Here is a 24,193-nt window from a genome sequence, read left to right on the forward strand (position 1 = left end):
GCAATAACTTTTATAGGGAGTTGATGAGCCGCTTGGATGATAATTTCCGTCAGGGGCAGGTTGATTTTCTTGGCATCACCGAAGAAGAGATAGCTTTAATGAGCAATTATAAAGACGTTTTTACCCGGGAAGCGGACAGGGTTGTGGAGGTTTTTTATAATCATATATTGAAAAACCAGGAGTTAAGAAAACTCATTGAAACTCACAGCACCATAAACAGGTTAAAGGATACCCAAAAGCAATATTTTATCAGCCTGACTTCCGGCAATCTGGATGGAAATTATGTGAATCGTCGCCTTGCCATCGGCTTAAAGCACCGGGAAATAGGGCTCTCTCCCAAATGGTATATCGGCGCCTATCAAATTTATTTATCCGAAATATACATGCTATTGCAGTCGGAACACCCGGAAGACCCCGCCGCCCTGCAAAGGGCGTATAATGCTTTTCAGAAAAGGGTTAATTTTGACATGCAGCTGGCCATAGAAAATTATATAACCGATCAATTGCAGCAATTGCTGACCTTTGGCCAGGATATAGGCCTGGTGGCCAAGGTGATTGAAGAAATAGCCGAGCAGACCAATATGCTGTCTCTGAATGCTTCCATTGAAGCCGCCCGGGCCGGAGAGCACGGCCGGACCTTCGCGGTGGTTGCCGGGGAGGTTAGAAAACTGGCGGAAAAATCCGCCAGGTCCGCCAAGGATATCGCGGAGACGGTACGGAAGAACCAGGGCGCCATTGACAAAATGATGTTGAAATAATCCTCTGGAAAACTAACGGCAGGAAAAGTCTGCCGGCTGTGCTAACGGTAAAGCCCCTTTTATGCCAAAAGGGGCTTTCCTTGTCGTTCAGGAAAGTGTATGAAGCTACTGATTTTTCAATTGTCCTGAAAGATTATCCCATACTTTGCTGGTAATACTGTAAATTAGTTTTCCCAGCTTTCTTCGGTAATACCAGCTTGCCTAAGTATTTCCTTCAGTAATGGAACGCTAATGTCGCCTTCGTGTGGGTTTGGGATACGCAGTTTTAATTGTCCTTTACGCATAAAAGAGTGGCGATCTCCCGAAAACGGGCCTTCAAATCCAAATGACCGTAAGCGTCTGATTAATTCTCGTTTGTTAATGGGCTTCATGCTTCGGCCACTGTTACATTAAGATCAATCCCGCCGATCTGTGGAAGCGGGTCATGGTCGCGTAATTTAAGAATAAGCCATTCTTCGAGAACTTCTTGAAGTTCTTCCCTACAGTCCTCCAGTGACTTTTGGTTTGCCCATACACCCGGACAGGAAGGTATTTCACCAAAAAAAGAACCATCCTCAAGTATTTTATATTTTGCCTCACGCATTGCCGCACTTGTAAAAGCCGTTAAAATAGGCAGCTTAATCAACTCCTAAATAGCCTTTAAACTATAATATTATATTAGCCAGTATTTGTAAATCTTGAATGCTTATTTAAAAAAGGGAGTGGCAACACCGTAAGGGTTGGATTCCTTTCTTCGGCACCTGATTCAAAAAACCCGCGTTGGTCGCGGGTTTTTCACTATATGTCTTGGGTAGCGGCGATTTCCAGTATCCTGGTCAGGGTTTGCTCCCTCCGGGCGTTAACTTCGTCAAAGTTCATGTACGGTACGTATAAGGTTTCCATGCGGTCGTGCTCGGCCTTGGCTTTGGCGATGAACTCTATGGCCAGTTCCATGCTCCGGCGGTACATTTCCCGGGCGGTGGTCTTTTCGGCAAGATACCGGGAATCCAGAACAGGGTTGACGAACTGCATGGTGTCGATTATTTCATCCTCGGCCCGGGGCTTGTAAAAATGAGGCTCAACGGAATTAATAACGGCAATATCCAGCTGTGGTATGACCAGGTGGTCTATATTCTCCGGCGTAAGGGCGCAGTGATAGGCCTCAACATCAAAACCCCTCATCATGGCGGCGTCCGCCAGCCTTTTTACCAGCGTGGTTTTACCAGTTCCATCATCCCCGGTGATAATATACCTTTTGCTCAAATCGTCCACCACGGTATTTAAATGACTCACCGAGCCGTCAGGGGTGATTGCGGTTATAAAAAGGTGTCTTGCTTTTGGCTTATCCGTTTGTCGGTTTTTCCCCTCAAATATCCGGTGTGTCAGTTCAAGACAAACTTTATCCAGCGCCCCCGCGTCCAGGGCTCCTGTGTCCTGATAGTAGGATTCCACCTGGTCCAGGAATATTTTGGCGCTGGCCAGATAACCGTATGCCCTGCGGAAAAGTCTTCCGACTTCCCGGTTGGTCGCCAGTATTTCTTGTTTGTTCCCCGTCAGCCCCTTGGAATCCCAATGGTCCCCCAGATGTATTATCTCGTCCACCGCACCGGGATTACGGGGGTCAACCACGTGGGGGCTTGTTCCATCCAGGAGGGCTACCCGGATTGCCGGTATCACAACACCATCCAGAGAGCCGTTGTCCGAGGAACAGCAGTGAAACTCCACATCATAGCCTCTATCAAGCATTTCCTCTCCGATTTTTCGCATGAAGGTGGATTTGCCGACCCCCGGGCCGCCTTTAATAACAAAAATCCTGTTGGCGTCGGTTTCAATGATGTAATCATAAAAGGAATGGAAGCCTTTGCTGGTATTGCCTCCGGGAAAATATTTTTTAAGGTTTCCTTTTATTCTGTCGCCTTTCACGCACCATCACCTCCTGTCTATAAATATATTTGCCGTGGCGGAAGAAAATGCAAGATTCGGGGATATATGATTTTTTATTTCAGCGTGTTAAAATTATACTGTTATTTATTTTACCGGCTTTTAATCCGAGGTGCGGCTGATGTATGGTACCAGAATAGTCATAGCGGACGGTGACGGCAATTTCCGGAAAACCCTCAGGGAAATATTCCGCCACACAGACTACCAGATAGTGGGGGAGGCGTCGGATGCGCACAGCGCCCTGCAGATGATTTTCCAGCAGGAGCCCAAACTGGTGGTGTTGGACCCTTGGCTGCCGGGTACTGAAAATATTAATGTGGCGGAGATTGTGGATGAACACAGGGTGGCTCCGGTGTTGATGGCCATACCGCAAACCAGGGGTGAGATAGAGGACTTCGCCTGGTCCCCTGGGGTTTATGGCGTCCTGCTGAAGCCGGTGCAGGATATAACCGTGCAGACCATAATAGAATCGGCCCTGGCCAATTTTGACAGGGCCATGCGGCTGTCCAGGGAGGTATATCAGCTCAGGAAGGAGCTGGAAACCAGAAAGGTTGTGGAGCAGGCCAAGGGCTTGCTGATGGAAAAGAAATCCCTGTCGGAAAAGGAAGCGTTCAAATACATTCAGAAGCTTAGCATGAACAAATCCCTTCCACTGGCCAAGGTGGCTAAAAATATAATACTGTTTTACCAGAAGCAACCATAAAATGTATACAATATTCTTATATCCGAACTGTTGATTTTATGCCGGTGAATATCTATACTTTATATTGTAAATAGCTTTTCGGGGCAATGACGTCCTTGTGCAGATCATTTTGATATGTTCTGTATAAGGGCGTTTTTGTTGTTTACTAACCTGTTGGGAGGGGATAAATGAAGAAAAACCGGTTCACAAACACATAATACCGCGAGAACCAAAAAAGCGTTGCCTTTAAGTTTGTAAAGAGATGATAACGGTATGATTTGGGGTAAAAAGATAACGGATAGAGATAAAAGATAAAAAAAGAAAGAGAAAAACAAAAATCAGGGCAGAGGATTTGCCCTGAAATTTTTGCCAATGTATTTTGGGAGGATGAAACTTAAATGAATTATAGCAATGGCACCAACGCTTCTGCAGCGACTCTTACCAAGCTCCGCACCGGGGACAGCAGGTGTCCCTACAGCGGAATGTGCGTGACCTGTCTGGACGGCTGTCCCGGTCTTTGCGAAATAGGCAAATCCGCCGTGCGGGGCAAAGAGATTCTTTATCCGCAGCCTTTCGGCAAAACCACTTCGGCATCGGAGAAGAATTATCCGGTGGATTATTCCCATTTTAATATCATGGGGACCGCCGTGGGCGCCCAGGGCATCAAGGCGGACCCGGAAACAGCCATATTTCCAGCGGTAAACCTTGAAACGGCGGTGGGCTCAAAGGGCGACTTGAAATTAAACCTTCCTATTGTAATAGCAGCCATGGGTTCAACCAATGTGGCGGCCAACAACTGGGATCACCTGGCAGCCGGCGCCGCCATTTCCGGGGTGGGCATCGCCATAGGCGAGAATGTCTGCGCCATGGACCCCAACGTGGAAATTAAGGACGGCAGGGTGGTTCACTCACCGAACCTGGAACGCAGGGTTAAAGACTTCACGAATTGGTACGGCGGCAGGGGATTCATCGCCGTTCAGGCCAACGTGGAGGATACCACCCTTGGGGTGCAGGAATACGCCATTGAAAAACTGGGTGTTGAAGCGGTGGAACTTAAATGGGGCCAGGGGGCCAAGGACATCGGCGGAGAAGTCAAGCTGGGCACCCTGGAAAGGGCGCTGCAGCTGAAGGAGCGCGGCTACATAGTGCTGCCCGACCCCACGGACCCCAAAGTTCAGGCTGCCTTCAAGTCAGGCGCTTTTACCGAGTTTGAGCGCCACTCCCGGATTGGCATGGTGGAATATGAGTCCTTTATGTCCAGGGTGGAAGAGCTGCGCAGGCGGGGCGCAAAGCACGTGTTCCTGAAAACAGGGGCCTATCGCCCGGCGGACCTGGCCAGGGCGGTTAAGTACGCCTCCGATGCCAGGCTTGACCTGCTTACCGTTGACGGCGCCGGCGGCGGCACGGGCATGAGTCCCTGGAGGATGATGAACGAATGGGGCGTTCCCACGGTGTACATCCAGGCCCTGCTGGTAAAATATATTGATATGCTGGCAGCCAGGGGCGCCTATATACCCCCGGTGGCCATAGCCGGCGGCTTCACCCTGGAGGACCACATGTTCAAGGGCATTGCCCTGGGAGCGCCTTATATCAAGGCCATAGGAATGGCCCGTTCGGCCCTGTCCGCCGCCATGGTGGGCAAAACCGTGGGCGAGGCGGTAAAATCCGGCAAGGTTCCCGCGGAGTACAAAAAATACGGTGAAACCGTGGAGCAGATATTCATTGCCGCCAGCGAGCTGAAGGAAAAGCTGGGGACTGACGGATATAACAGGCTTCCGGTGGGCGCCATAGGGGTATACTCGTACTTCGAGCGCCTGGCCCAGGGGTTGCGCCAGTTCATGTGCGGGGCCAGGAAATTTGGTCTGAATTACATTACCAGGGATGATATAGCCGCCCTTACCAGGGAAGCCGCTCATATTTCCGGCATCAGGTATATCATGGATTTGGACGATGAAGAGGTACTGCAAATTTTACGCTAGCACCTAAAAAAACTATTGCACTGTATCGACTCCACAGTTATAATAGTTACATCGAAAACAAAACATGTGGATACAAAGGCGTATCTATACATTCAGGCGATGATGCCCTCCCAGATTATTTATCTGCCGAGGGCTTTTTCTGTTCTTTTTGGTATTTTATTTGTGGTTTTAGTCAAACATTATACGGGGAGGCTCCCTCCGATGGCCGAGCAGAGAATAGTGCTGGTAGACAGCGACGACGCCTTTAGAAAAAATATCAAATCCGTACTCGTTAAGCTTGGCTACTGGGTAGTGGGAGAAACCGGCGACGGTCTAAGCGCCTTGAAGATGGTCAGGGCCAGGCAGCCGGACCTGCTGATTATTGAGGCTGGGCTTGCGGGGATGGATGGTCTTGAAGTGGCGAAGATACTTCATGAAGACAAACTTGCCCCGGTGGTGGTGGTGGCTTCAAAGTTCACCCAGTCCATTCTGGAGAGGGCCAAGGAATGCAGGGTATCAGCCCTTCTTCTAAAACCCCTGGATGAGATTACCCTGACCTCCGCGGTGGAACTGGCCATGGCCAATTATCAGGAAGTGGTTGACCTGGAAAACAAGGTCAAGGAACTGAAAGAGGCTATTGAAACCAGGAAAATTATTGAGCGGGCAAAGGGCATACTTATGGAAAGCATGGGGCTTTCCGAGGGTGAAGCATTCAAAAGAATGCAGAAGCAGAGCATGAATAAAAGGATCTCCATGCGCCAGGTGGCCGAGGCGGTTATACTGGCACAGAACCTGAAAGCGTAAGTTTTACTTTTTAAATGTTTCGGGATGACTGACAAGTTAATAAAAATGCCGGCATAAGGTTGTGGCGGCGGCAAGGCAATGGCGCCTTCAAGGGAGTGTACACCGTTAACGGCGAGCACTCCCCTGAAGGCGTTTTTTATAGTACCTAATTTTTAAAAAATGAAAGGTGGTCAAAAATGGAAGCGGCTGTTAAGAATGAAATTCTGGCCAAAGCCAGGGAAATGCAGGTAAAATTCATCCGCCTGCAGTTCACCGATATACTCGGTGTATTAAAGAATGTTGCCATCACGGTTGAACAACTGGAAAAAGCCCTGGACGGAGAGCTGATGTTTGACGGTTCCTCTATTGAAGGATTTGTGCGGATTGAGGAATCGGACATGTATCTGCGTCCGGATCCCAGCACCTTTGTGGTGTTCCCCTGGAGGCCCAGGGAAGGCGCTGTGGCCAGACTTATGTGCGACGTGTACAACCCCGACGGCACACCCTTTGAAGGTTGCCCCCGCAACGCCCTGAAGAAAGCCCTGGCTGAGGCGGCCGAAATGGGTTATTCCATGAATGTCGGCCCGGAAGCTGAATTCTTCCTCTTCCAGGTGGATGAAAACGGCCAGCCCACCTTAAAGACCCACGACAATGCCGGCTATTTTGACCTGACTCCCGTGGATATGGGCGAAAACGCCCGCCGCTCCATGGTTCTTACCCTGGAGGACATGGGATTTGAAATTGAGGCCTCCCACCACGAGGTCGCCCCGGGCCAGCATGAAATCGACTTTAAATATGGCGACGCCCTGGATGTTGCCGATAAAATTGTCACCTTCAAGTTTGTGGTGCGCACCATAGCCCAGCGCCATGGATTGCATGCCACCTTCATGCCGAAGCCCATTTTCGGCATCAACGGCAGCGGCATGCATTGCCACCAGTCGCTGTTCGTGGACGGCAAAAACGCTTTCTATGACGCCGGCAGCCCGGATGGGATGAGCCAGCTCGCCAAATACTACATCGGCGGACTTATGAAGCACGCCAGGGCTTTCGCGGCCATTACCAACCCCACGGTGAACTCCTACAAGCGCCTGGTGCCCGGCTACGAGGCCCCGGTATACATTGCCTGGTCCGAGCGCAACCGCAGCCCGCTGATCCGGGTTCCGGCCAAGCGCGGCATGTCCACCAGGATCGAGCTCAGGTGCCCGGACCCGTCCTGCAACCCCTACCTGGCCATCGCAGCCATGCTCAAGTGCGGTATGGACGGAATCAAGAATAAGATTGAGCCCGCGACTCCCTGCGAGAAAAACATTTACCACATGAGCCCCGCGGAACGCGCGGATCTGGGCATCGGCAGCCTGCCCGCCAGCCTCATGGAGGCGATGCAGGAACTGTCCGCCGACGAGGTGGTCAAATCCGCCCTTGGCCCGCACATCTTCGAGAAATTCATCGAAGCCAAAACGAAGGAATGGGACTCCTTCCGGGTCCAGGTTCATCCCTGGGAAGTGGAAGAGTATCTTTCCAAGTTTTAATAAAGATTTTCCAGTCTGTTTCATCCTCCCCCTTAACCGAAAGGTTAGGGGATTTTTTTTGCGGGGAATGACCCCCAATAATACAGTATCCAATAGCTTTCAGCCGATTTTTTTTGGCCAAAAAACCTTTCTTTTTTAAAAAGTTATGCTATACTGTTTATTAAGTTTTATAAATCATACTGTGGCACAGCGTGGTGCCGGTACGGGGCAAAGGGGCCTGCGTGTCGGGGGATGTGCGTCCCGGCGGCATGGCTTTTTTTATTTAAAATTTGCCCCTCCAGTTTAAGGAAGTGGGGTAAAGAGAGTGGCTCAATTGTCGAACGATGATGTCCGCAGTTTGGCCAGGGATTTGGGGGTTAAATTTATCCGCCTCCAATTCACGGACATTTTCGGTGTACTTAAAAATGTATCAATTACTGTGGAACAACTTGATAAGGCTTTGGACGGGGAATTAATGTTTGACGGCTCTTCCATCGAGGGTTTTGTTAGAATAGAAGAGTCGGACATGTACTTGCGTCCGGATCCCAACACATTTGCGGTTTTTCCCTGGAGGCCCAGGGACGGCGCGGTGGCAAGGCTCATCTGCGACATATACAACCCCGACGGAACGCCCTTTGCCGGGGACCCGCGTTTTGTGCTGAGGAAGGCCGTGGCCGAGGCGGCCGAAATGGGTTATACCATGAATGTGGGACCGGAAGCGGAATTTTTCCTCTTTCATGTTGATAACGATGGCCGGCCCACCACCATTACCCAGGACAGGGCGGGTTATTTCGACCTTACCCCGGTGGATCTGGGCGAGAACGCCCGCCGGGACATGGTCCTTACCCTGGATCAGATGGGCTTCGAAATAGAGGCCTCCCATCACGAGGTGGCACCGGGCCAGCATGAAATAGATTTTAAATATTCGGATGCCCTGGATATTGCCGACAAGGTGGTTACTTTTAAATTTGTGGTGCGCACCATCGCCCAGCGCCATGGCTTGCACGCCACATTTATGCCCAAGCCGGTGTTCGGCATCGCCGGTTCAGGGATGCACCTGAACCAGTCGCTGATGAAAAATGGTGAAAACGCGTTTTTCGACCCCGGCGCCGACATGCAGCTCAGCGATATAGCCATGTATTATATAGGCGGGCTGATGAAGCACGCCAAGGCCGTCAGCGCCATAACCAATCCCACGGTGAATTCATATAAACGCCTGGTCTCCGGCTACGAGGCGCCGGTATATATAGCCTGGTCCTCCAGGAACAGAAGCCCCCTGATCAGGGTGCCGGCCAAACGGGGAATGTCCACCAGGATAGAGCTTCGCAGTCCCGACCCTTCCTGCAATCCGTATCTAGCCCTGGCCGTGTCCCTTAAATCCGGTCTGGACGGAATAAAGAATCAAATCAGGCCCCCCAGGTCCTGTGATCGCAATATTTATGAAATGACCCCCGAAGAGCGGGATGCGGAAGGTATTGGAAATCTACCCACCAGCCTGGAGGAAGCCATGCGGGAGCTTAACAGGGACGAGGTTGTCAAGGAAGCCCTGGGTTCCCACGTGCATCGGAGGTTTACCGAGGCCAAAGAGATAGAATGGCACAGATACAGCACCCAGGTCCACCCCTGGGAGATTGAGGAGTATCTGTCTAAATATTAATAACACCATCCAATAAATAAATGACCCGTGCCGGCTCGATGGCGTACCGGCGGGGGAGGGCAACGGAGCCCACTGGCAGGTTAACAAAAATAACCGCGGTGGGTTTTTTTGTCTTTTAGGACCAGGGTTAAAGAGCCTGTCCCGGATGCCAAAACCGCCGTCGTAAAAAATGCGGCTTTACAATAAGAAAAAGATATAAAGGCAGGTGCAAATGCCTAATGCAGGGGAAAAGAAACGTATGGGAAGTAAACAATATTAACGGATTACCCCCCAGGCAGGGTCTATATAATCCGCAATTCGAGCACGATGCGTGCGGCATTGGTTTTGTGGCCAATATAAAGGGCAAAAAATCAAACGATATATTGCGGCAGGCCCTTACCATACTGGTGAACCTGGATCACCGGGGAGCCAGGGGGGCCGAAATCAACACCGGCGACGGCGCGGGAATATTAATGCAAATTCCCCATGCCTTTTTAAAGCAGGAATGTGCCAAGCTGGAAATCAATTTGCCGCCCCGGGGGCAATACGGCGTGGGTATGCTATTTCTGCCCCAGGATGAGGAAAAAAGGGAAAAATGCCAGCAAGCTCTGGAAAGGGTTGTCCGGGAAGAGGGGCAGATCTTTTTAGGGTGGCGCACAGTTCCCACGGATAATTTCACCCTGGGGGAAACGGCCAGGCTGGCGCAGCCCCATATCCGCCAGGTTTTTATCGCCCCGTCTCCCGGGATTCAGGACAAAATGTCCTTTGAGCGCAAACTCTATGTGATACGCAAACGGACCAAAAAAGAACTGCGCGGCGATTGCCTGGGCCAGTCCGACACCTTTTATTTTGCCAGCCTGTCGGCCAGCACCATTGTATACAAAGGTATGCTCACACCGGAACAGCTGGACGAGTTTTACCTTGATTTAAGGGACCAGTCCCTGGAAACGGCCCTGGCGCTGGTTCACTCCCGCTTCAGCACCAATACCTTCCCCAGTTGGGAGCGGGCCCACCCCTACCGCTATTTAATACACAACGGGGAGATCAACACGCTGCGGGGCAACGTCAACTGGATGCACGCCCGCCAGTCCATGTGCTCCACCCCTCTTTTCGGGGAGGACCTGGCGAAAACTTTGCCGGTTATTGACCAGGAAGGCAGTGACTCGGCCATGTTTGACAATTGCCTGGAGTTTTTATATCTTTCCGGCCGTTCCCTGCCCCATGCGGCCATGATGATGATACCCGAGCCCTGGGCCAACCACGAAAGCATGGATGATCGGAAAAAGGCTTTCTACGAATACCATAGCTGCCTGATGGAGCCCTGGGACGGCCCCGCGGCCATCGCCTTCACCGACGGGGATAGAATCGGGGCGGTGCTGGACCGCAACGGCCTTCGCCCGGCGCGTTATTACGTAACCAGCGACGATCTGATTATTATGGCCTCGGAGGTGGGCGTTCTGGACGTGCCCCCTGAAAAGGTGCTGGTCAAGGAAAGGCTGCGCCCGGGCCGCATGCTGCTGGTGGATACCAGGGAGGGGCGCATAGTTTCCGACGCCGAACTGAAAGACAGGATTGTTACCGCGCAGCCATACCGACAGTGGCTGAATGAAAACATGGTCAGCCTGGAGGAACTTCCGGACGCCGGAGAACTGCCCATACCCGACCAGCAAACCCTGCTCCAGAGGCAGCAGCTGTTCGGCTATACCTTTGAGGATTTGGGCAAAATGATTGAGCCCATGGCCAAACACGGTATCGACGCCGTGGGTTCCATGGGCAATGACGCCTCCCTGGCGGTGCTGTCGGAAAAGCCCCAACTGCTGTACACATATTTTAAACAACTGTTTGCCCAGGTAACCAACCCGCCCATTGACTCCATAAGGGAAGAAATTATCATGGATGCCGGCACGGCCATCGGCTCGGAGAGGAACCTCATAGAGCCCGCCCCCGACAGCTGCACCCAGATAAGGCTGAAATCCCCGATACTCAGCAACGGGGAACTGGCAAAAATAAGGCATATTGAAAAAGAAGGGTATAAAACGGTAACCCTGCCTATTCTGTTCAAGGCGGGGGAAGGCGGCGCCGGGATGGAAAAGGCCCTGGATGATTTGTGCCGGGCAGCGGACCTGGCCATTGACGGGGGCGCCAATTTATTAATTCTCTCCGACCGGGAAGCCGGCCCGGAGGATGCTCCGATTCCCGCCCTGCTGGCCCTTTCGGGCTTGCATCACCACCTGATACGGGAGGGTACCCGCACCAGGGTGGGGCTAATGCTGGAATCCGGGGAACCCCGGGAGGTTCACCATTTCGCGGTGCTGATAGGATACGGCGCCAGCGCCGTTAACCCCTATCTTGCCTTTGAAACCATTGAGGATATGATCCGCCGGGGGGTTATGACGGACATCACCCCCAAAAACGCGTTAAAAAATTATATCAAGGCGGCCACCAAGGGTGTGGTCAAGGTAATGTCCAAAATGGGCATTTCCACCATACAGAGCTACCACGGCGCCCAGATTTTCGAGGCGGTGGGCATAAAGCAGGCGGTTATAGACAAATATTTCACCTGGACCTCTTCCCGGGTGGAGGGCATTGACCTGGAGGTTATTGCCCGGGAGGCGGAGATGCGCCATAAAAAGGCCTACCCGGCCGCGGCCGCATCCCTGAAACCCCTGGATTCCGGCTCCGCCTACCAGTGGAGGCACGATGGGGAGCAGCATTTATACAATCCCCGGACAATAATCACCCTGCAGCAGGCCTGCCGCGACAACGACTACAGCCTGTTTAAAAAGTACTCCGCCATGATCAACGGGCAGAGAAGCACCCTCAGGGGATATTTTGATTTTAAATCGAACCGGCCGCCGGTGCCCATAGATGAAGTGGAACCGGTGGAATCCATTTGCCGGCGCTTTAAAACCGGGGCCATGTCCTTCGGCTCCATCAGCAAGGAGGCCCACGAGGCACTGGCCATAGCCATGAACCGCATCGGCGGGAAAAGCAACACCGGCGAAGGCGGGGAGGATCCCGCCCGTTACACTCCCGATCCCAATGGAGATTCCCGCCGCAGCGCCATTAAGCAGGTGGCTTCGGGCAGGTTCGGGGTAACCAGCCAGTATCTGGTCAACGCGGATGAAATTCAGATTAAAATGGCCCAGGGGGCGAAGCCCGGTGAAGGCGGCCAGCTTCCCGGCCGCAAGGTTTATCCCTGGGTGGCCGAGGTAAGGGGCACCACAGCCGGGGTCGGTCTGATATCACCGCCCCCGCACCACGATATTTATTCCATTGAAGACCTGGCCGAGCTGATTCACGACTTGAAAAACGCCAACCCCGCGGCCAGAATAAACGTGAAACTGGTTTCCGAAGTGGGCGTCGGTACCATTGCCGCCGGGGTAGCCAAAGGCCGGGCGGACGTGGTGCTGATCAGCGGTTACGACGGCGGCACCGGGGCATCCCCCCGCACCAGTATCAATCACGCCGGCCTTCCCTGGGAGCTTGGTCTGGCGGAGACGCACCAGACACTGGTGCTGAACAACCTGCGTGACCGGATTGTGGTGGAGACCGACGGCAAGCTTATGACCGGCCGGGATGTGGCCATAGCCACCCTGCTGGGGGCCGAGGAGTATGGTTTCGCCACAGCTCCGCTGGTGGTGCTGGGCTGCGTTATGATGAGGGTGTGCAATCTCAATACCTGCCCCTGCGGCATAGCCACCCAGAATCCCGAGTTGCGCAAATTGTTCAAGGGCGATCCCCGGCACGTGGTCAATTTCATGCTGTTTATCGCCAGGGAACTTCGGGAGATAATGGCTGAACTGGGCTTTCGCACCGTCAGTGAAATGGTGGGCGCCACCGAGATACTGGAGGTTGGAGGGAATTTGGCCGGCCACTGGAAGGCCAAGGGCCTGGATTTGTCGCCCCTTTTGCACCAGCCGGAGGTGCCGGCGGTGGTGGGCAGGTGCCAGCGCATAGCCCAGAATCACATGCTGGATAAATCCCTGGATGTGCAGGAACTGCTATCCATTTGCCGGCCGGCCCTGGACCGGGGGGAAAAGGTGGAAGCCGCCCTGCCCATAAAAAATGTCAACCGCGTGGTGGGTACCATTGTGGGTAGCGAAATTACCAGGCTTAAAGGCGCCGGTGGGCTTCCCGGGGACACCATCAAACTTAATTTTAAAGGATCCGCGGGCCAGAGTTTTGGTGCCTTCGTTCCCGGGGGCATGACTCTTACCCTGGAGGGCGATGCCAACGACTATTTGGGCAAGGGACTTTCCGGGGGCAAAATTGTTGTGCACCCGCCCAGGGGCGCAAGCTTTGTGCCCGAGGAAAATATAATCATCGGCAATGTGGCCCTTTACGGGGCAACCTCCGGCGAGGCGTACATCCGGGGTATTGCCGGCGAAAGGTTCTGTGTCAGGAATAGCGGTGCAAAGGCTGTGGTGGAGGGAGTAGGCGACCACGGCTGCGAGTATATGACCGGCGGCCAGGTGGTGGTGCTGGGCGCCACCGGCAGGAACTTTGCCGCGGGCATGTCCGGCGGTATCGCCTATGTGCTGGACCGGGACGATACCTTCCCCGGACGCTGCAACAAGGATATGGTTTTACTGGAAAAACTGGAGGATCAAGCCGAAATTGACGGCATAAAGCTTTTGATTGAACGTCATCTGGAATATACCCGGAGCGGAGTTGCCCAAAGGATTCTGGATAATTGGGATGAGATGTTGCCTAAATTTGTACGGGTTATCCCGAAGGACTATAAACGCATGCTGGCAGCCATAGACCGGGCGCACCAGGCGGGTTTGAACGGCGAGGAAGCGATTATGGTTGCTTTTGAGGAAAACATCAGGGACATATCCCGGGTGGCCGGAAACTAAAGAGGCTGGGGAAAAACGGCGCCTGGCAATTAAGCTCAGGGGACGCACTTTCCGTAGTGCCTTAATTCTTGCTTTTAAAGCCGGCTTTAATCAAATTTAGGACGGACCTGCTGTGAAGGTCTCATCAGTAAAGGGGGAGAAACCATGGGTAAACCCACCGGGTTTATGGAATATAAAAGGGAACTGCCCGCCGACCGCTCACCGCTGGAGCGTATTAAGGACTGGCAGGAATTTCACCACAGATTGCCCGAGGAAAAAATTAAGAAGCAGGCGGCCCGCTGTATGGAGTGCGGCACACCCTTCTGCCACAGCGGAATGTTGATTAACGGCATGGCCTCCGGCTGTCCCAATCACAATCTGATGCCGGAATACAACGATCTTGTTTACAGGGGATTATGGCGGGAAGCGCTGGCCCGGTTGAAGATGTCCAACAATTTTCCGGAGTTCACCGGAAGGGTCTGCCCGGCGCCCTGTGAGGGCGCCTGCACCGCGGGACTGGCGGGCGACCCGGTAACCACCAAAAATATTGAGTGTGCCATTATCGACAGGGCTTACGATGAAGGCTGGATGGTTCCCGTCCCTCCCGCCCGGCGCACCGGGAAAAAGGTTGCCGTGGTGGGGTCCGGCCCCGCGGGGCTGGCCTGCGCGGACGAACTGAACAAGTACGGCCACCTGGTAACGGTTTTTGAACGGGCAGACAGGATCGGCGGACTGCTGATGTATGGCATACCCAATATGAAGCTGGATAAGAGATATGTGGAACGCCGGGTGAAGATAATGGAGGAAGAGGGGGTCACCTTTGTCACTGGCACCGAGGTGGGCAGGGACTACCCCTCCAGGAGCCTGTTAAATGAATATGACGCGGTGGTTCTCTGCGGAGGAGCCACCAACCCCAGGGATCTTAAAATAGAAGGGCGTGAACTTAAAGGCATTCATTTCGCCGTGGATTTTTTACGGCTGAATACCAAGAGTTTGCTGGATTCCAATCTTGCCGACGGTAAATACATTTCCGCCGGGGATAAGGATGTTATCGTTATTGGCGGCGGTGACACGGGTACCGACTGTGTGGCCACGGTTATTCGTCATGGCTGCAAAACCGTAACCCAGCTGGAAATTATGCCCCAGGCACCGCTCCAGCGCGCCGAAAACAATCCCTGGCCGCAGTTTCCCAGGGTGCTGAAGGTTGATTACGGCCAGGAGGAGGCCATCGCCCTTTATGGTAAAGACCCCCGGGAATACTGCATCACCGCCAAAAGGTTTATTGGTGACCAGGACGGGCGGGTGACCGGGGTGCAGACTGTTAATGTTGAGTGGGTTAAGGATGAGCAAGGCCGTTTTCTACCCCGGGAAATTCCGGGAACCGAGAAGGTGTGGCGGGCGCAGCTGGTTTTGCTGGCCATGGGTTTCCTCGGCCCCGAGGATACCATGCTGGAGCAGCTTGGCATAGAGCGGGATGAGCGCTCCAATGTTAAAGCCGATTACGGACATTTTTCCACCAATGTTAAAGGGGTATTTGCCGCCGGTGATATGCGCCGGGGACAAAGCCTGGTGGTTTGGGCGATAAATGAAGGGCGCGGCGCCGCCAGGGAGTGCCATCGCTATCTGACGGACTCCGAAGACTTGATATAAATGGCCACCATTTCTCACCCTGCGCTGGCTAGAGTCCCTGCCCCCGGATAGTAATATTTGTGCACGGGATTTGAATCCACGTGTGAGGTGGTCTATCGTATGTATAGAAAATGCAATGTGGTATATCTTGGATGCTGTGATTACCAGGAAGCCTATTCTTACCAGAGACAGCTCATATGTAAAAGGATGGGGTATAAAATACCGGACACCCTGGTGCTTTTATATCACCCGCCCATACTCACCATAGGGCGGAAAGGCGCCAGGGGGCACATTCTGGTGGAGCCGGAGGTGCTTCGCAGGGAAGGTATACTTGTATATGAAACGGACAGGAGCGGGGATATTACCTACCACGGACCCGGCCAGTTGCTGGCCTATCCCATTCTTGACCTTAAACAGCACGTCAAGGATGAGAGGTGGCTTGTGAATAATTACGAGGAAGTTGTGATCAGGCTCTTGAAGGACTACAGCCTGTCCGGCTACAGGAGGGACAAATGTCCCGGGGTATGGGTGGGCAACCGGAAAATAAGCACCCTGGGAATAGCCATCAGCAATTGGATAAGTTACCACGGTTTTGCATTGAACATAAATACCAATCTTAACCATTTCAGTTATATCGACCCCTGCGGCAAATCCGACCAGGGCGTGACTTCCCTGGAAAAAGAAAGGGGAGCGCCGGTGGATGAGGAAGAGGTGCGGGAGAGGGTTATATGGCACTTTGGCCAGGTTTTCAATTTGGAAATGCTGAACTACCTTGACAAATAACAATAATTATTAACAAAAATTATCAACAAAGCTGCTTGGGATAGAAAACCGAAGCAGCTTATTTATATTGCCCTTTTTAATTCAATTATTCATGCCGTTATGATACAATATTTTTCAATAACACATTGTTTCCGGAGGTAAAGAAAATGAAACATACCCTTGCCGTTCTGGTGGTAAACAAGCCCGGTGTTTTGGCCCGTATCGCGGGACTTTTGAGCAGGAGGGTCTTTAATATTGAAAGCATAGCCGCCGGGTATACCGAGGAACCTGACGTAACCCGCATTACCATTGTGGTGCAGGGGGATACTCATATACTGGATCAGGTGGTAAAACAACTGTCCAAGCTGGTGGACGTGATAAAAATTCATGAATTGAAAACCGAGGAGTCCATTGAAAGGGAACTGGCCTTGATCAAGGTCAGCGCAAACGCCAATCGCCGCTCGGACATTGTGGATATAGTAAATATATTCCGGGCCGGTATAGTGGATGTAAACCCTGAAACCATGGTGATAGAGCTCACCGGGGACGAGAGAAAGATAAACGCGCTTTGTGCCGTACTGGAGGAGCACGGCATAGTGGAACTGGTTCGCACCGGTAAAATTGCCCTGTCCAGGGCTCCTGAAGCAACGAAGAATATTTCCGATAATGCTTGAAAATGAATTTTGGTAAATTTTGTTTATTCGCCGCCAGCGGAGGATTTCGCTTCCGGGCGGAGAATTTATATAATAAATGCGTGTTGAAGCAGGCCATTATTGCGTATACTAGTATATAACAGACGGTATAGACATATAAACTGATTTTTTGTGTATAATATGTTATACCAAAAAATCAGGTATCGTTAGGGGGGGTTTTTGGCAGGTGGCCCAGGTCAAGAGAATTATGATCAGTCTTCCCGACAATTTACTGGCAGAGGTGGACGGTATTGTAGCCGCCGAGCAGTTGAACCGGAGCGAGCTGATACGCGAGGCCATGAAGCTGTATATCGCCGAGCGCAAGCGGCGTCTGTTAAGGGAACAAATGAAAATGGGCTACATGGAAATGGCCAAAATAAACCTGGCCCTGGCACTGGAGCAGTACCGGCTGGAATCGGAGGTCTCCACACCTTACGAGCCTCTGGCGGAGGCCAAGTAACATGTTGATCCGCAGAGGGGATATCTTTTTCGCCGACCTGAGCCCTGTGGTGGGATCCGAACAGGGTGGAACCAGGCCGGTTTTGATATTGCAGAATGATATCGGTAACCAGTACAGCCCCACCACCATCGTGGCGGCGATAACATCCCAGATCGACAAGGCCAAGCTGCCCACCCACGTGGAATTGAGCAAAACCCCGGGCGGGCTGGAAAAGGATTCGGTGGTGCTTCTGGAGCAGATAAGAACCATTGACAAAAGCCGGCTTATGGAAAAGGTAACCTCCCTTAATGAGGATATGATGAGAAAAGTAAACCAGGCTGCGGAAATCAGTTTGGGATTAATAGAGATATAGAAAGGGCATCCCGGAGTATTTAAAAGGGGATGCCCCTAATATATTATATGGGGCTGTTTATTGAGAAGTGAGAAGTGAGAGGTGGGATGTGGGAATAGCAGGAATTTGCTTTAGCAAATTCCCACAGGAATCGCACCTCTCACTTCTCGCCTCGCGCCTCTCAGAAAGTGAGGCTTTAACTATGGGGCCTGTTATAGGTTTGACCTGCAGCCACGATATGCAGAACGACCGTATATGGCTTGCCAGGAATTACACCCGGGCGGTGGAAGCCGCCGGGGGGATTCCCCTGCTGCTTGATTACAGCGGCAATGCAGGAGTTTTTAAAAAATTGGTTAATTATTTGGATGGTGTAATTCTAACAGGTGGAGTGGATGTCGACCCGGTTTTTTTTGACCAGGAGCCTTCACCCGCCTGCGGTGAGATTGACCCCGAAAGGGACTGCTTTGAAATGGAGCTGACCCGGCTGTTCCTATCCGCCGGTTTGCCGGTGCTGGGGATTTGCCGGGGAATGCAGGTGCTCAACATCGCGGCGGGCGGGGACATTTACCAGGATATTTATTCCGGGAGCCAAAGGGGTATTCAGCACCGGCAGCAGGCTCCCCGCTGGCACCCCACCCATGATATTGAAGTGGTTAAGGGAACGCTGCTGGAGAGGATAACCGGGGGCGGGAAAATCAGGGTGAACAGTTTCCATCACCAGGCCGTTCGCAAAATAGCCCCGGGCTTTATAGTTTCAGCCAGATCCTCGGACGGCGTGGTGGAAGGCATTGAGCGTCCGGACCTGCCCTTTGTTGTGGGAATCCAGTGCCATCCGGAAACCATGTGGCCCAGGGATAAATTATTTTTATCAATTTTTCAGGCCCTGGTCCGGGCGGCTGCTTGTAGAGGGGATATTCCTTCCTGAATTTGCCGATGGCAAAGGAGCAAGCTCCGGCACCGGAAGGCGTGTCCCCTTTCTTGTTTGGGGACGTTCCTTCCGGAAAATTGTTAAAAAAGTTTATTGTGAAGGGCGAGGTGACAAATTTGCTGGCGATAAAAGGCGGCAGGGTGTATACCATGGCTGGAAAAGTTTATGATACGGGAACGGTGCTTATTGACGGCAAAGTAATCGCGGACGTATATCAGGGCAATAAAATACCCGCCGGCGCGAAAACGGTGGATGCTTCGGGAAAGATGGTATTCCCCGGTTTTATCGACGCCCACTCCCACCTTGGCATTGTGGAGGAAATATACCGGGAGGAAGGTGACGACTGCAATGAAATTACCGATCCCGTAACTCCCCATCTCCGGGCTGTGGACGCTATATATCCGGAAGACTTGGGGTTTGCCGACGCGCTGTCCGGGGGGGTGACCACGGTGGTAACCGGGCCCGGCAGCGCCAATGTGCTGGGCGGCGAGATGGTGGCGATAAAAACCCATGGCAGGCTGGTTGAACACATGGTGGTGAAATATCCGGTGGGGTTAAAGGCAGCCCTGGGGGAGAATCCCAAAAGAAGCTACGGAAGCCAGAAAAAGTCGCCCTATACAAGAATGGCGTCGGCGGCTTTAATACGGGAAGCACTGGCCAAGGCCGGGGATTATATAAGGAAGATGGAGAAATGTGAGCAGGGCAATGGGGAGCAGCCTGACAGGGACCTCAAAATGGAGGCCCTGGCCAGGGTTTTAAAGGGGGAAATACCCTTAAGGGTTCACGCTCACAGGGCCGATGACATCATGACCGCGGTAAGGCTGGCGGAGGAATTTGGGGTGCGCCTGGTGGTGGAGCATTGCACCGAGGGTTACAAGGTGGCCCCGGAGCTTGCCTCCAGGGGGGTAATGGCGGTGCTGGGGCCGGTGATAACCAACAGGGCGAAGGTGGAATTACAGGGAATTACGCTGGAAAATGCCAGAATTCTGGCGGAGGCCGGTGTTACTTTCGGCATAATGACGGATCATCCGGTGGTTCCCATCCAATATTTGTCTTTATCCGCGGGGCTGACCGTAAGGGGCGGTCTTACCGAGGAAAGAGCGCTGAGGGCAATTACCCTGGATGCAGCCGGCATAATCGGAATGGAGGACAGGCTGGGCAGCCTGGAGCCGGGTAAGGATGCGGATATAGCCATTTTTGAAGGCCATCCCTTTGATACCAGGACCAGGGTCGGCGCTGTAATTGTATCCGGAGAGAAAGTTATCGGCTGATCTATTGAGCTTATCTATCAATTTTGACCGGCCTTTAAAGGTGACTGTCGATCTTTCGGGTGTGGAAAAATTTTTGCCGAATAATTTTTTGCTTTAAGCAGGAGTTGTGTCACAGACGACGAAATATGATAATGGTATATTTATACACAATTGTAAGCGGATGTCATATTTTGTCGGAGGTGCGGGAAAAATGACGACATCGATGAATGTGCTGGTTGTGGACGATCAGCCAGGGGTCCGATTTTTGCTGGATATTATTATTAAGGAATCCGGGCATCGGGTATTGATTGCGGAAAATGGACTGGAAGCTCTGGAAATAGTTCGTTCGACAAAACCCGATCTTGTATTTATGGATGTTCGTATGCCGCTGATGGGCGGAGTGGAAGCCCTGGGAAAGATAAAGATGATTTCACCCGATACCGAAGTTGTATTGATGACCGCTTACGTGTCGGATGAAACAGTGGAAATGGCAATGAGAAAGGGAGCCATGTGCTGCATCGCCAAACCCTTTGACGTTGACGAGATAAAGACTTTTCTTTACGATTTCTACTGGAGATTTTGCAATAAGTCGGATTATTACTGCTCCGGCAACACCGGTTAAAAAAATTCCACAAAAAGAAACAAAAAGCCTGATGAAAAAAAATCAGGCTTTTTGTTTTGGGTCTTGACGTAAACCTTACAGGTTAAAATAATTGAAAGGTGGAATAGTTTATAAAGAAGGATGTCTATGTATCATACAATTATTTCAAAATCGCCTGAGCATACATACCGGCTGGGGGAACTGCTGGGTAAAATATTGGCCCCGGGGGACGTGCTATGTCTCAATGGAGACCTGGGCGCGGGCAAAACAAGGTTTGCCCAGGGGGTCGCGGCAGGCCTGGGTATTTCGGAGCCCGTTACCAGCCCTACCTTTACCCTGATCAATGAGTACCACGGGCGGCTGCCTCTATATCACATGGATGTGTACCGGCTGGGCGGTTCCGAAGAAATGTCGGATCTTGGCTGCGAGGAATATTTTTACGGTAGGGGGGTAACCCTGGTGGAATGGGCCGGCCGGGTGGAGGAAGCGCTGCCCCGGGACAGGCTGGACATCGATTTTGACCCGGGTGACGGTGAAAATGAAAGAAAGCTGACCTTTTCGCCCAGGGGTGAGGGATATGAGCGGCTGGTAAGGGAGATGAGGAAGTTTTGATGGTTTTAGGTATTGAAACAGCCACGCCGGTGGCGGGGGTGGCTGTGGTGGACGGGAGTAATATAAAGTCTGAAAGAATGATCAATAATCAGCGCACCCATTCAGTCAACCTGCTGCCCATGATAAAGGCGGTAATTGAAGAGGCCGGAATATCTCCGGGCCAGTTGGACGCGATAGCGGTGTCCAGCGGTCCGGGCTCCTTTACCGGGTTGCGCATCGGCATGAGCACCGCAAAAACACTGGCCCAGGTCTGGGGTTTGCCTGTGGTGGGGATCAGCACCCTGGATTCCCTGGCCTATTCCCTGAAAGGGTCGAAAAATTTGCTGTGCCCCATTATGAATGCCAGAAAAAACGAGGTTTACACAGCCCTTTTCGATGACACGGAAGCCGGTTTTGAAAAAATTTACGGACCCGCGGCGGTAACTCCGGAGGAACTTGCCGGTGTAATCCGCAATTTGGGCAGGGGAGTAACCTTTTTAGGTGATGGAGTCCCCGTATACCGGGAAATTTTGACAACGCTTTTGAATAATGTCGAATTCGCACCGGCGGCCGTCAGTTTTCCCCGGGGGGCGGGAGTGGCGGAATTGGGTGTCATGGAGATTTCCAGGGGTGGAGGGACGGATCCCTTAAAACTTCTGCCCCGTTACATCCGTCTTTCCGAGGCGGAAAGCAAATGGCTGCAAAAACAAAAAACCGGAGAGTGCGGCGGATGCAGTTAAACATTGGAGAAATGCTGCCGGAACACCTGGATCAGGTGCTGGAGATAGAAAAAATGAGCTTTCCGGTGCCCTGGTCCAGGCAATCCTTTGAATTTGAAATAATGCAGAATGAGTTTGCCCATTACATTGTGGCTGTTTATAATCAAAAGGTATTGGGCTATGCGGGGCTGTGGGTTGTGCTTGATGAGGGGCATATTACAAACGTGGCCGTGCACCCGGATTTCCGGGGCAACAGGTTGGGGTTTTTGTTAATGACGGAGATAATGAGAAGGGCTTCCATAAAAGGCGCCGATAAAATCACCCTGGAGGTCAGGCCTTCGAACGAAATAGCGCTTAAACTATACCGCTCCCTGGGCTTTAAGGAACTGGGGCTCCGTAAAAAGTATTATTCCGACAATAATGAAGACGCCATAATAATGTGGAATGAAAATCCGATTCGGTGAGTCAGGGGCCGGTTTTTTGACTGGCCGGCGGGCCAAAGAACCGGCCCCTGACTCACGTAAAGGAGTCTGATATGTTAAAAAATGTTTTACGCCTTGCGGGAATAGGGTTGATAGCCTTCGGCCTTTTATCGGATTACGACAGCGGATGGAGAATAGGCCTGGTGGCCGCAGGCTTTGCCGCCGTGTTTCTGGGCGGAGGGCCGGGCTGAGCCAGATGACACCCGGGGTTGTTCAACCCTGTCACCATGCGTTGGGAGTGTTTTCATCCACCGTTACAAAGGTGTAGCCTTTCTCCTTAAATAAATGAATTATATCCGGCAGGGCGGTTACAACGCTGTTTCTGCTTTGGATGTAATAGTACGTGGCTGTGCCGGGCTTCGCTTCCAAACTGCTCAGTTGACTTCCGTCATGCAACAGCACGATGGGGGTCAGGTGGGCTTTTTCCACTTTGTCCAGCCCGGACGCCACGTTGTTGTAGACCTGTTCCGGTGTAACCCCGGCCGGGTCCGAATCCCCTCCGGTGATATTCCAGCTAATGGATTTATAGCCCTTTTCCTGCAGCTTATCCCAGTAGGGCTTCGTTAAACGGGCCGGTCCGCCCGGGGCCCTGAAAATCAATGTGTCCTTTCCCGTGAGAGATTTTAATATCTCCCTGTTTTTCTCCAGATCCGCCATGAAATTTTCCGGTGAACCGTAAATATATTGATAGTCGTGGCTATAGGTGTGGTTAGCCACGGTGTGACCCTGGGCAACCATCTGTTTGATTAATTCGCTGTTTTTTAAAACATTGGTCCCAATCACCATGAAACTTGCCTTAACCTGCTCCTTATCCAAAATTCCCAAAACCTTTTCCGTAAAATGCGAGTTGGGGCCGTCATCAAAGGTAAGGTAGACAGTTTTAATGTTTTTATTATTGCTGCCGGGTGAAGGCGGGGCTTGTGGCGGCTGTTCCGCCTCCTCCGGGGTTTTTTCCCCATTGTTTTTATCCAAAGGGGCTTCCGGCGGGCCGGCGCTATTGTTATGGTCCGGTTCCGGTTCCGGTTCAGCTTGGGGCTGTGCATTTTTATCTGGTGCCGGGGGACTAACGGGAAGGGTGTTGCTTGTGGAGCCTGTTTGATGGCCGGGCTGTTCATTGTTTGTAGAAAGGACAACCTTTTTTTCCGAGCCCTTTTCCTGACTGAATAAAGAGCATCCGGCCACCAGGGGCAGGATGCAAAATAAAATTGCCATTGCTGTCAGTAATGCCTTTTTCTTCATTATATTATGTCCCTTCTGCAAACGCTGTTGTTTTTGAGTTCCGTAATAATAGACGAATTATAATCTTGAATGTTCTGCATAGTTACTATAAATCCTACAAAAAATATATAATATTTTATATGGAGGAATATGAGGAATATTATGGCGGTTGAGGACAGGAGAAAGATTGCCGTGGGGCACCGGCCGGCTGCATTAATTCCAGGCATGGGATATATTACATGCCTAATAACGTATTTGTTGCTTGCATTCCAACATCAGTTTCGATATAATATTCTTTGCAGCGATTAACGTACGCGCCCGTAGCTCAGGGGATAGAGCGCCGGCCTCCGGAGCCGGAAGCGCAGGTTCGATTCCTGCCGGGCGCACCAGCGAAAAACCCGCAAAGCCGTTTGAATGATGGCTTTGCGGGCTTTTTGTTTTTTC

Annotated in this window: 23 protein-coding genes and 1 tRNA gene; 20 read left to right on the plus strand and 4 right to left on the minus strand. The window is 52.0% G+C overall.

Annotated elements, in window-relative coordinates; genetic code table 11:
- Window positions 1-23: 23 nt before the first annotated feature.
- On the plus strand, window positions 24-758 hold the full coding sequence (locus tag DCCM_RS19390; RefSeq protein WP_104370784.1) for a globin-coupled sensor protein: 735 nt from the start codon (window positions 24-26) through the stop codon (window positions 756-758).
- A gap of 164 nt (window positions 759-922) precedes the next feature.
- Here DCCM_RS19390 and DCCM_RS01945 read toward each other — a convergent pair whose 3' ends face one another.
- The 3 genes from DCCM_RS01945 to DCCM_RS01955 all read right to left on the minus strand — a co-directional run bounded on the left by DCCM_RS01945 (window position 923) and on the right by DCCM_RS01955 (window position 2,660).
- Entirely contained in the window at window positions 923-1,129 is a 207-nt protein-coding gene (locus DCCM_RS01945) for a type II toxin-antitoxin system HicA family toxin (protein WP_104370785.1), read from the minus strand.
- Window positions 1,126-1,383, minus strand: coding sequence for a type II toxin-antitoxin system HicB family antitoxin (locus DCCM_RS01950; protein WP_231702605.1), 258 nt, complete (start codon window positions 1,381-1,383; stop codon window positions 1,126-1,128). The genes DCCM_RS01945 and DCCM_RS01950 overlap by 4 nt, the downstream gene beginning before the upstream one ends.
- A gap of 152 nt (window positions 1,384-1,535) precedes the next feature.
- Window positions 1,536-2,660, minus strand: coding sequence for a PRK06851 family protein (locus DCCM_RS01955; RefSeq protein ID WP_231702606.1), 1,125 nt, complete (start codon window positions 2,658-2,660; stop codon window positions 1,536-1,538).
- A 139-nt stretch (window positions 2,661-2,799) separates the two neighbouring features.
- On the opposite strand from DCCM_RS01955, the gene DCCM_RS01960 reads away from it, so the two are divergent.
- From DCCM_RS01960 to DCCM_RS18375, 18 genes are all read left to right on the plus strand, one after another.
- The gene (locus tag DCCM_RS01960) at window positions 2,800-3,381 is read left to right on the plus strand and encodes an ANTAR domain-containing response regulator (protein WP_104370786.1); all 582 of its coding nucleotides are present in this window, start codon (window positions 2,800-2,802) and stop codon (window positions 3,379-3,381) included.
- Window positions 3,382-3,758: 377 nt separating this feature from the next.
- Window positions 3,759-5,339, plus strand: a complete 1,581-nt coding sequence (locus DCCM_RS01965) for an FMN-binding glutamate synthase family protein (protein ID WP_104370787.1) — start codon at window positions 3,759-3,761, stop codon at window positions 5,337-5,339.
- A 201-nt stretch (window positions 5,340-5,540) separates the two neighbouring features.
- On the plus strand, window positions 5,541-6,122 hold the full coding sequence (locus tag DCCM_RS01970) for an ANTAR domain-containing response regulator (RefSeq protein ID WP_104370788.1): 582 nt from the start codon (window positions 5,541-5,543) through the stop codon (window positions 6,120-6,122).
- 176 nt (window positions 6,123-6,298) lie between these two features.
- Window positions 6,299-7,630, plus strand: coding sequence for a type I glutamate--ammonia ligase (gene glnA / locus DCCM_RS01975; protein ID WP_104370789.1), 1,332 nt, complete (start codon window positions 6,299-6,301; stop codon window positions 7,628-7,630).
- A gap of 304 nt (window positions 7,631-7,934) precedes the next feature.
- Window positions 7,935-9,266, plus strand: a complete 1,332-nt coding sequence (gene glnA, locus DCCM_RS01980) for a type I glutamate--ammonia ligase (protein WP_104370790.1) — start codon at window positions 7,935-7,937, stop codon at window positions 9,264-9,266.
- 218 nt (window positions 9,267-9,484) lie between these two features.
- Window positions 9,485-14,107 (plus strand): glutamate synthase large subunit, encoded by a 4,623-nt coding sequence (gltB, locus tag DCCM_RS01985; RefSeq protein WP_104370791.1) that lies wholly within the window; start codon window positions 9,485-9,487, stop codon window positions 14,105-14,107.
- A 144-nt stretch (window positions 14,108-14,251) separates the two neighbouring features.
- Window positions 14,252-15,736 (plus strand): glutamate synthase subunit beta, encoded by a 1,485-nt coding sequence (locus tag DCCM_RS01990; protein ID WP_104370792.1) that lies wholly within the window; start codon window positions 14,252-14,254, stop codon window positions 15,734-15,736.
- Between the two features lie 99 nt (window positions 15,737-15,835).
- Window positions 15,836-16,498: a lipoyl(octanoyl) transferase LipB gene (gene lipB / locus DCCM_RS01995; protein ID WP_104370793.1), complete on the plus strand. Its 663-nt coding sequence runs from the start codon at window positions 15,836-15,838 to the stop codon at window positions 16,496-16,498.
- A gap of 146 nt (window positions 16,499-16,644) precedes the next feature.
- Window positions 16,645-17,151, plus strand: coding sequence for an acetolactate synthase small subunit (gene ilvN, locus DCCM_RS02000; protein ID WP_104370794.1), 507 nt, complete (start codon window positions 16,645-16,647; stop codon window positions 17,149-17,151).
- A gap of 205 nt (window positions 17,152-17,356) precedes the next feature.
- Window positions 17,357-17,629: a CopG family ribbon-helix-helix protein gene (locus tag DCCM_RS02005; protein WP_207655521.1), complete on the plus strand. Its 273-nt coding sequence runs from the start codon at window positions 17,357-17,359 to the stop codon at window positions 17,627-17,629.
- Between the two features lies 1 nt (window position 17,630).
- On the plus strand, window positions 17,631-17,981 hold the full coding sequence (locus tag DCCM_RS02010) for a type II toxin-antitoxin system PemK/MazF family toxin (protein ID WP_104370795.1): 351 nt from the start codon (window positions 17,631-17,633) through the stop codon (window positions 17,979-17,981).
- 181 nt (window positions 17,982-18,162) lie between these two features.
- Entirely contained in the window at window positions 18,163-18,885 is a 723-nt protein-coding gene (locus DCCM_RS02015) for a gamma-glutamyl-gamma-aminobutyrate hydrolase family protein (protein WP_104370796.1), read from the plus strand.
- Between the two features lie 119 nt (window positions 18,886-19,004).
- On the plus strand, window positions 19,005-20,159 hold the full coding sequence (locus DCCM_RS02020) for an amidohydrolase (RefSeq protein ID WP_104370848.1): 1,155 nt from the start codon (window positions 19,005-19,007) through the stop codon (window positions 20,157-20,159).
- Between the two features lie 190 nt (window positions 20,160-20,349).
- Window positions 20,350-20,760 carry a response regulator gene (locus DCCM_RS02025; RefSeq protein WP_104370797.1) on the plus strand — a complete coding sequence of 137 codons (411 nt, stop codon included), beginning with the start codon at window positions 20,350-20,352 and terminating at the stop codon, window positions 20,758-20,760.
- A gap of 126 nt (window positions 20,761-20,886) precedes the next feature.
- The gene (gene tsaE, locus DCCM_RS02030; RefSeq protein ID WP_174705130.1) at window positions 20,887-21,351 is read left to right on the plus strand and encodes a tRNA (adenosine(37)-N6)-threonylcarbamoyltransferase complex ATPase subunit type 1 TsaE; all 465 of its coding nucleotides are present in this window, start codon (window positions 20,887-20,889) and stop codon (window positions 21,349-21,351) included.
- Window positions 21,351-22,070 carry a tRNA (adenosine(37)-N6)-threonylcarbamoyltransferase complex dimerization subunit type 1 TsaB gene (tsaB, locus tag DCCM_RS02035; protein WP_307718789.1) on the plus strand — a complete coding sequence of 240 codons (720 nt, stop codon included), beginning with the start codon at window positions 21,351-21,353 and terminating at the stop codon, window positions 22,068-22,070. Before tsaE ends, tsaB begins: the two co-directional genes overlap by 1 nt.
- Window positions 22,061-22,513, plus strand: coding sequence for a ribosomal protein S18-alanine N-acetyltransferase (gene rimI, locus DCCM_RS02040; protein ID WP_231702607.1), 453 nt, complete (start codon window positions 22,061-22,063; stop codon window positions 22,511-22,513). Before tsaB ends, rimI begins: the two co-directional genes overlap by 10 nt.
- A gap of 71 nt (window positions 22,514-22,584) precedes the next feature.
- Entirely contained in the window at window positions 22,585-22,722 is a 138-nt protein-coding gene (locus DCCM_RS18375) for a hypothetical protein (protein WP_165791985.1), read from the plus strand.
- 31 nt (window positions 22,723-22,753) lie between these two features.
- Here the strand turns inward: DCCM_RS18375 and DCCM_RS02045 are convergent, their stop codons facing one another.
- Window positions 22,754-23,770: a polysaccharide deacetylase family protein gene (locus DCCM_RS02045; protein ID WP_104370800.1), complete on the minus strand. Its 1,017-nt coding sequence runs from the start codon at window positions 23,768-23,770 to the stop codon at window positions 22,754-22,756.
- Window positions 23,771-24,063: 293 nt separating this feature from the next.
- Between DCCM_RS02045 and DCCM_RS02055 the strand changes: the two genes are divergently transcribed.
- Window positions 24,064-24,138, plus strand: a tRNA-Arg gene (locus tag DCCM_RS02055).
- The last annotated feature ends 55 nt before the right edge of the window (window positions 24,139-24,193 follow it).

This window comes from Desulfocucumis palustris (assembly GCF_002933875.1).
Classification (GTDB): Bacteria; Bacillota; Desulfotomaculia; order Desulfotomaculales; family Desulfocucumaceae; genus Desulfocucumis; species Desulfocucumis palustris.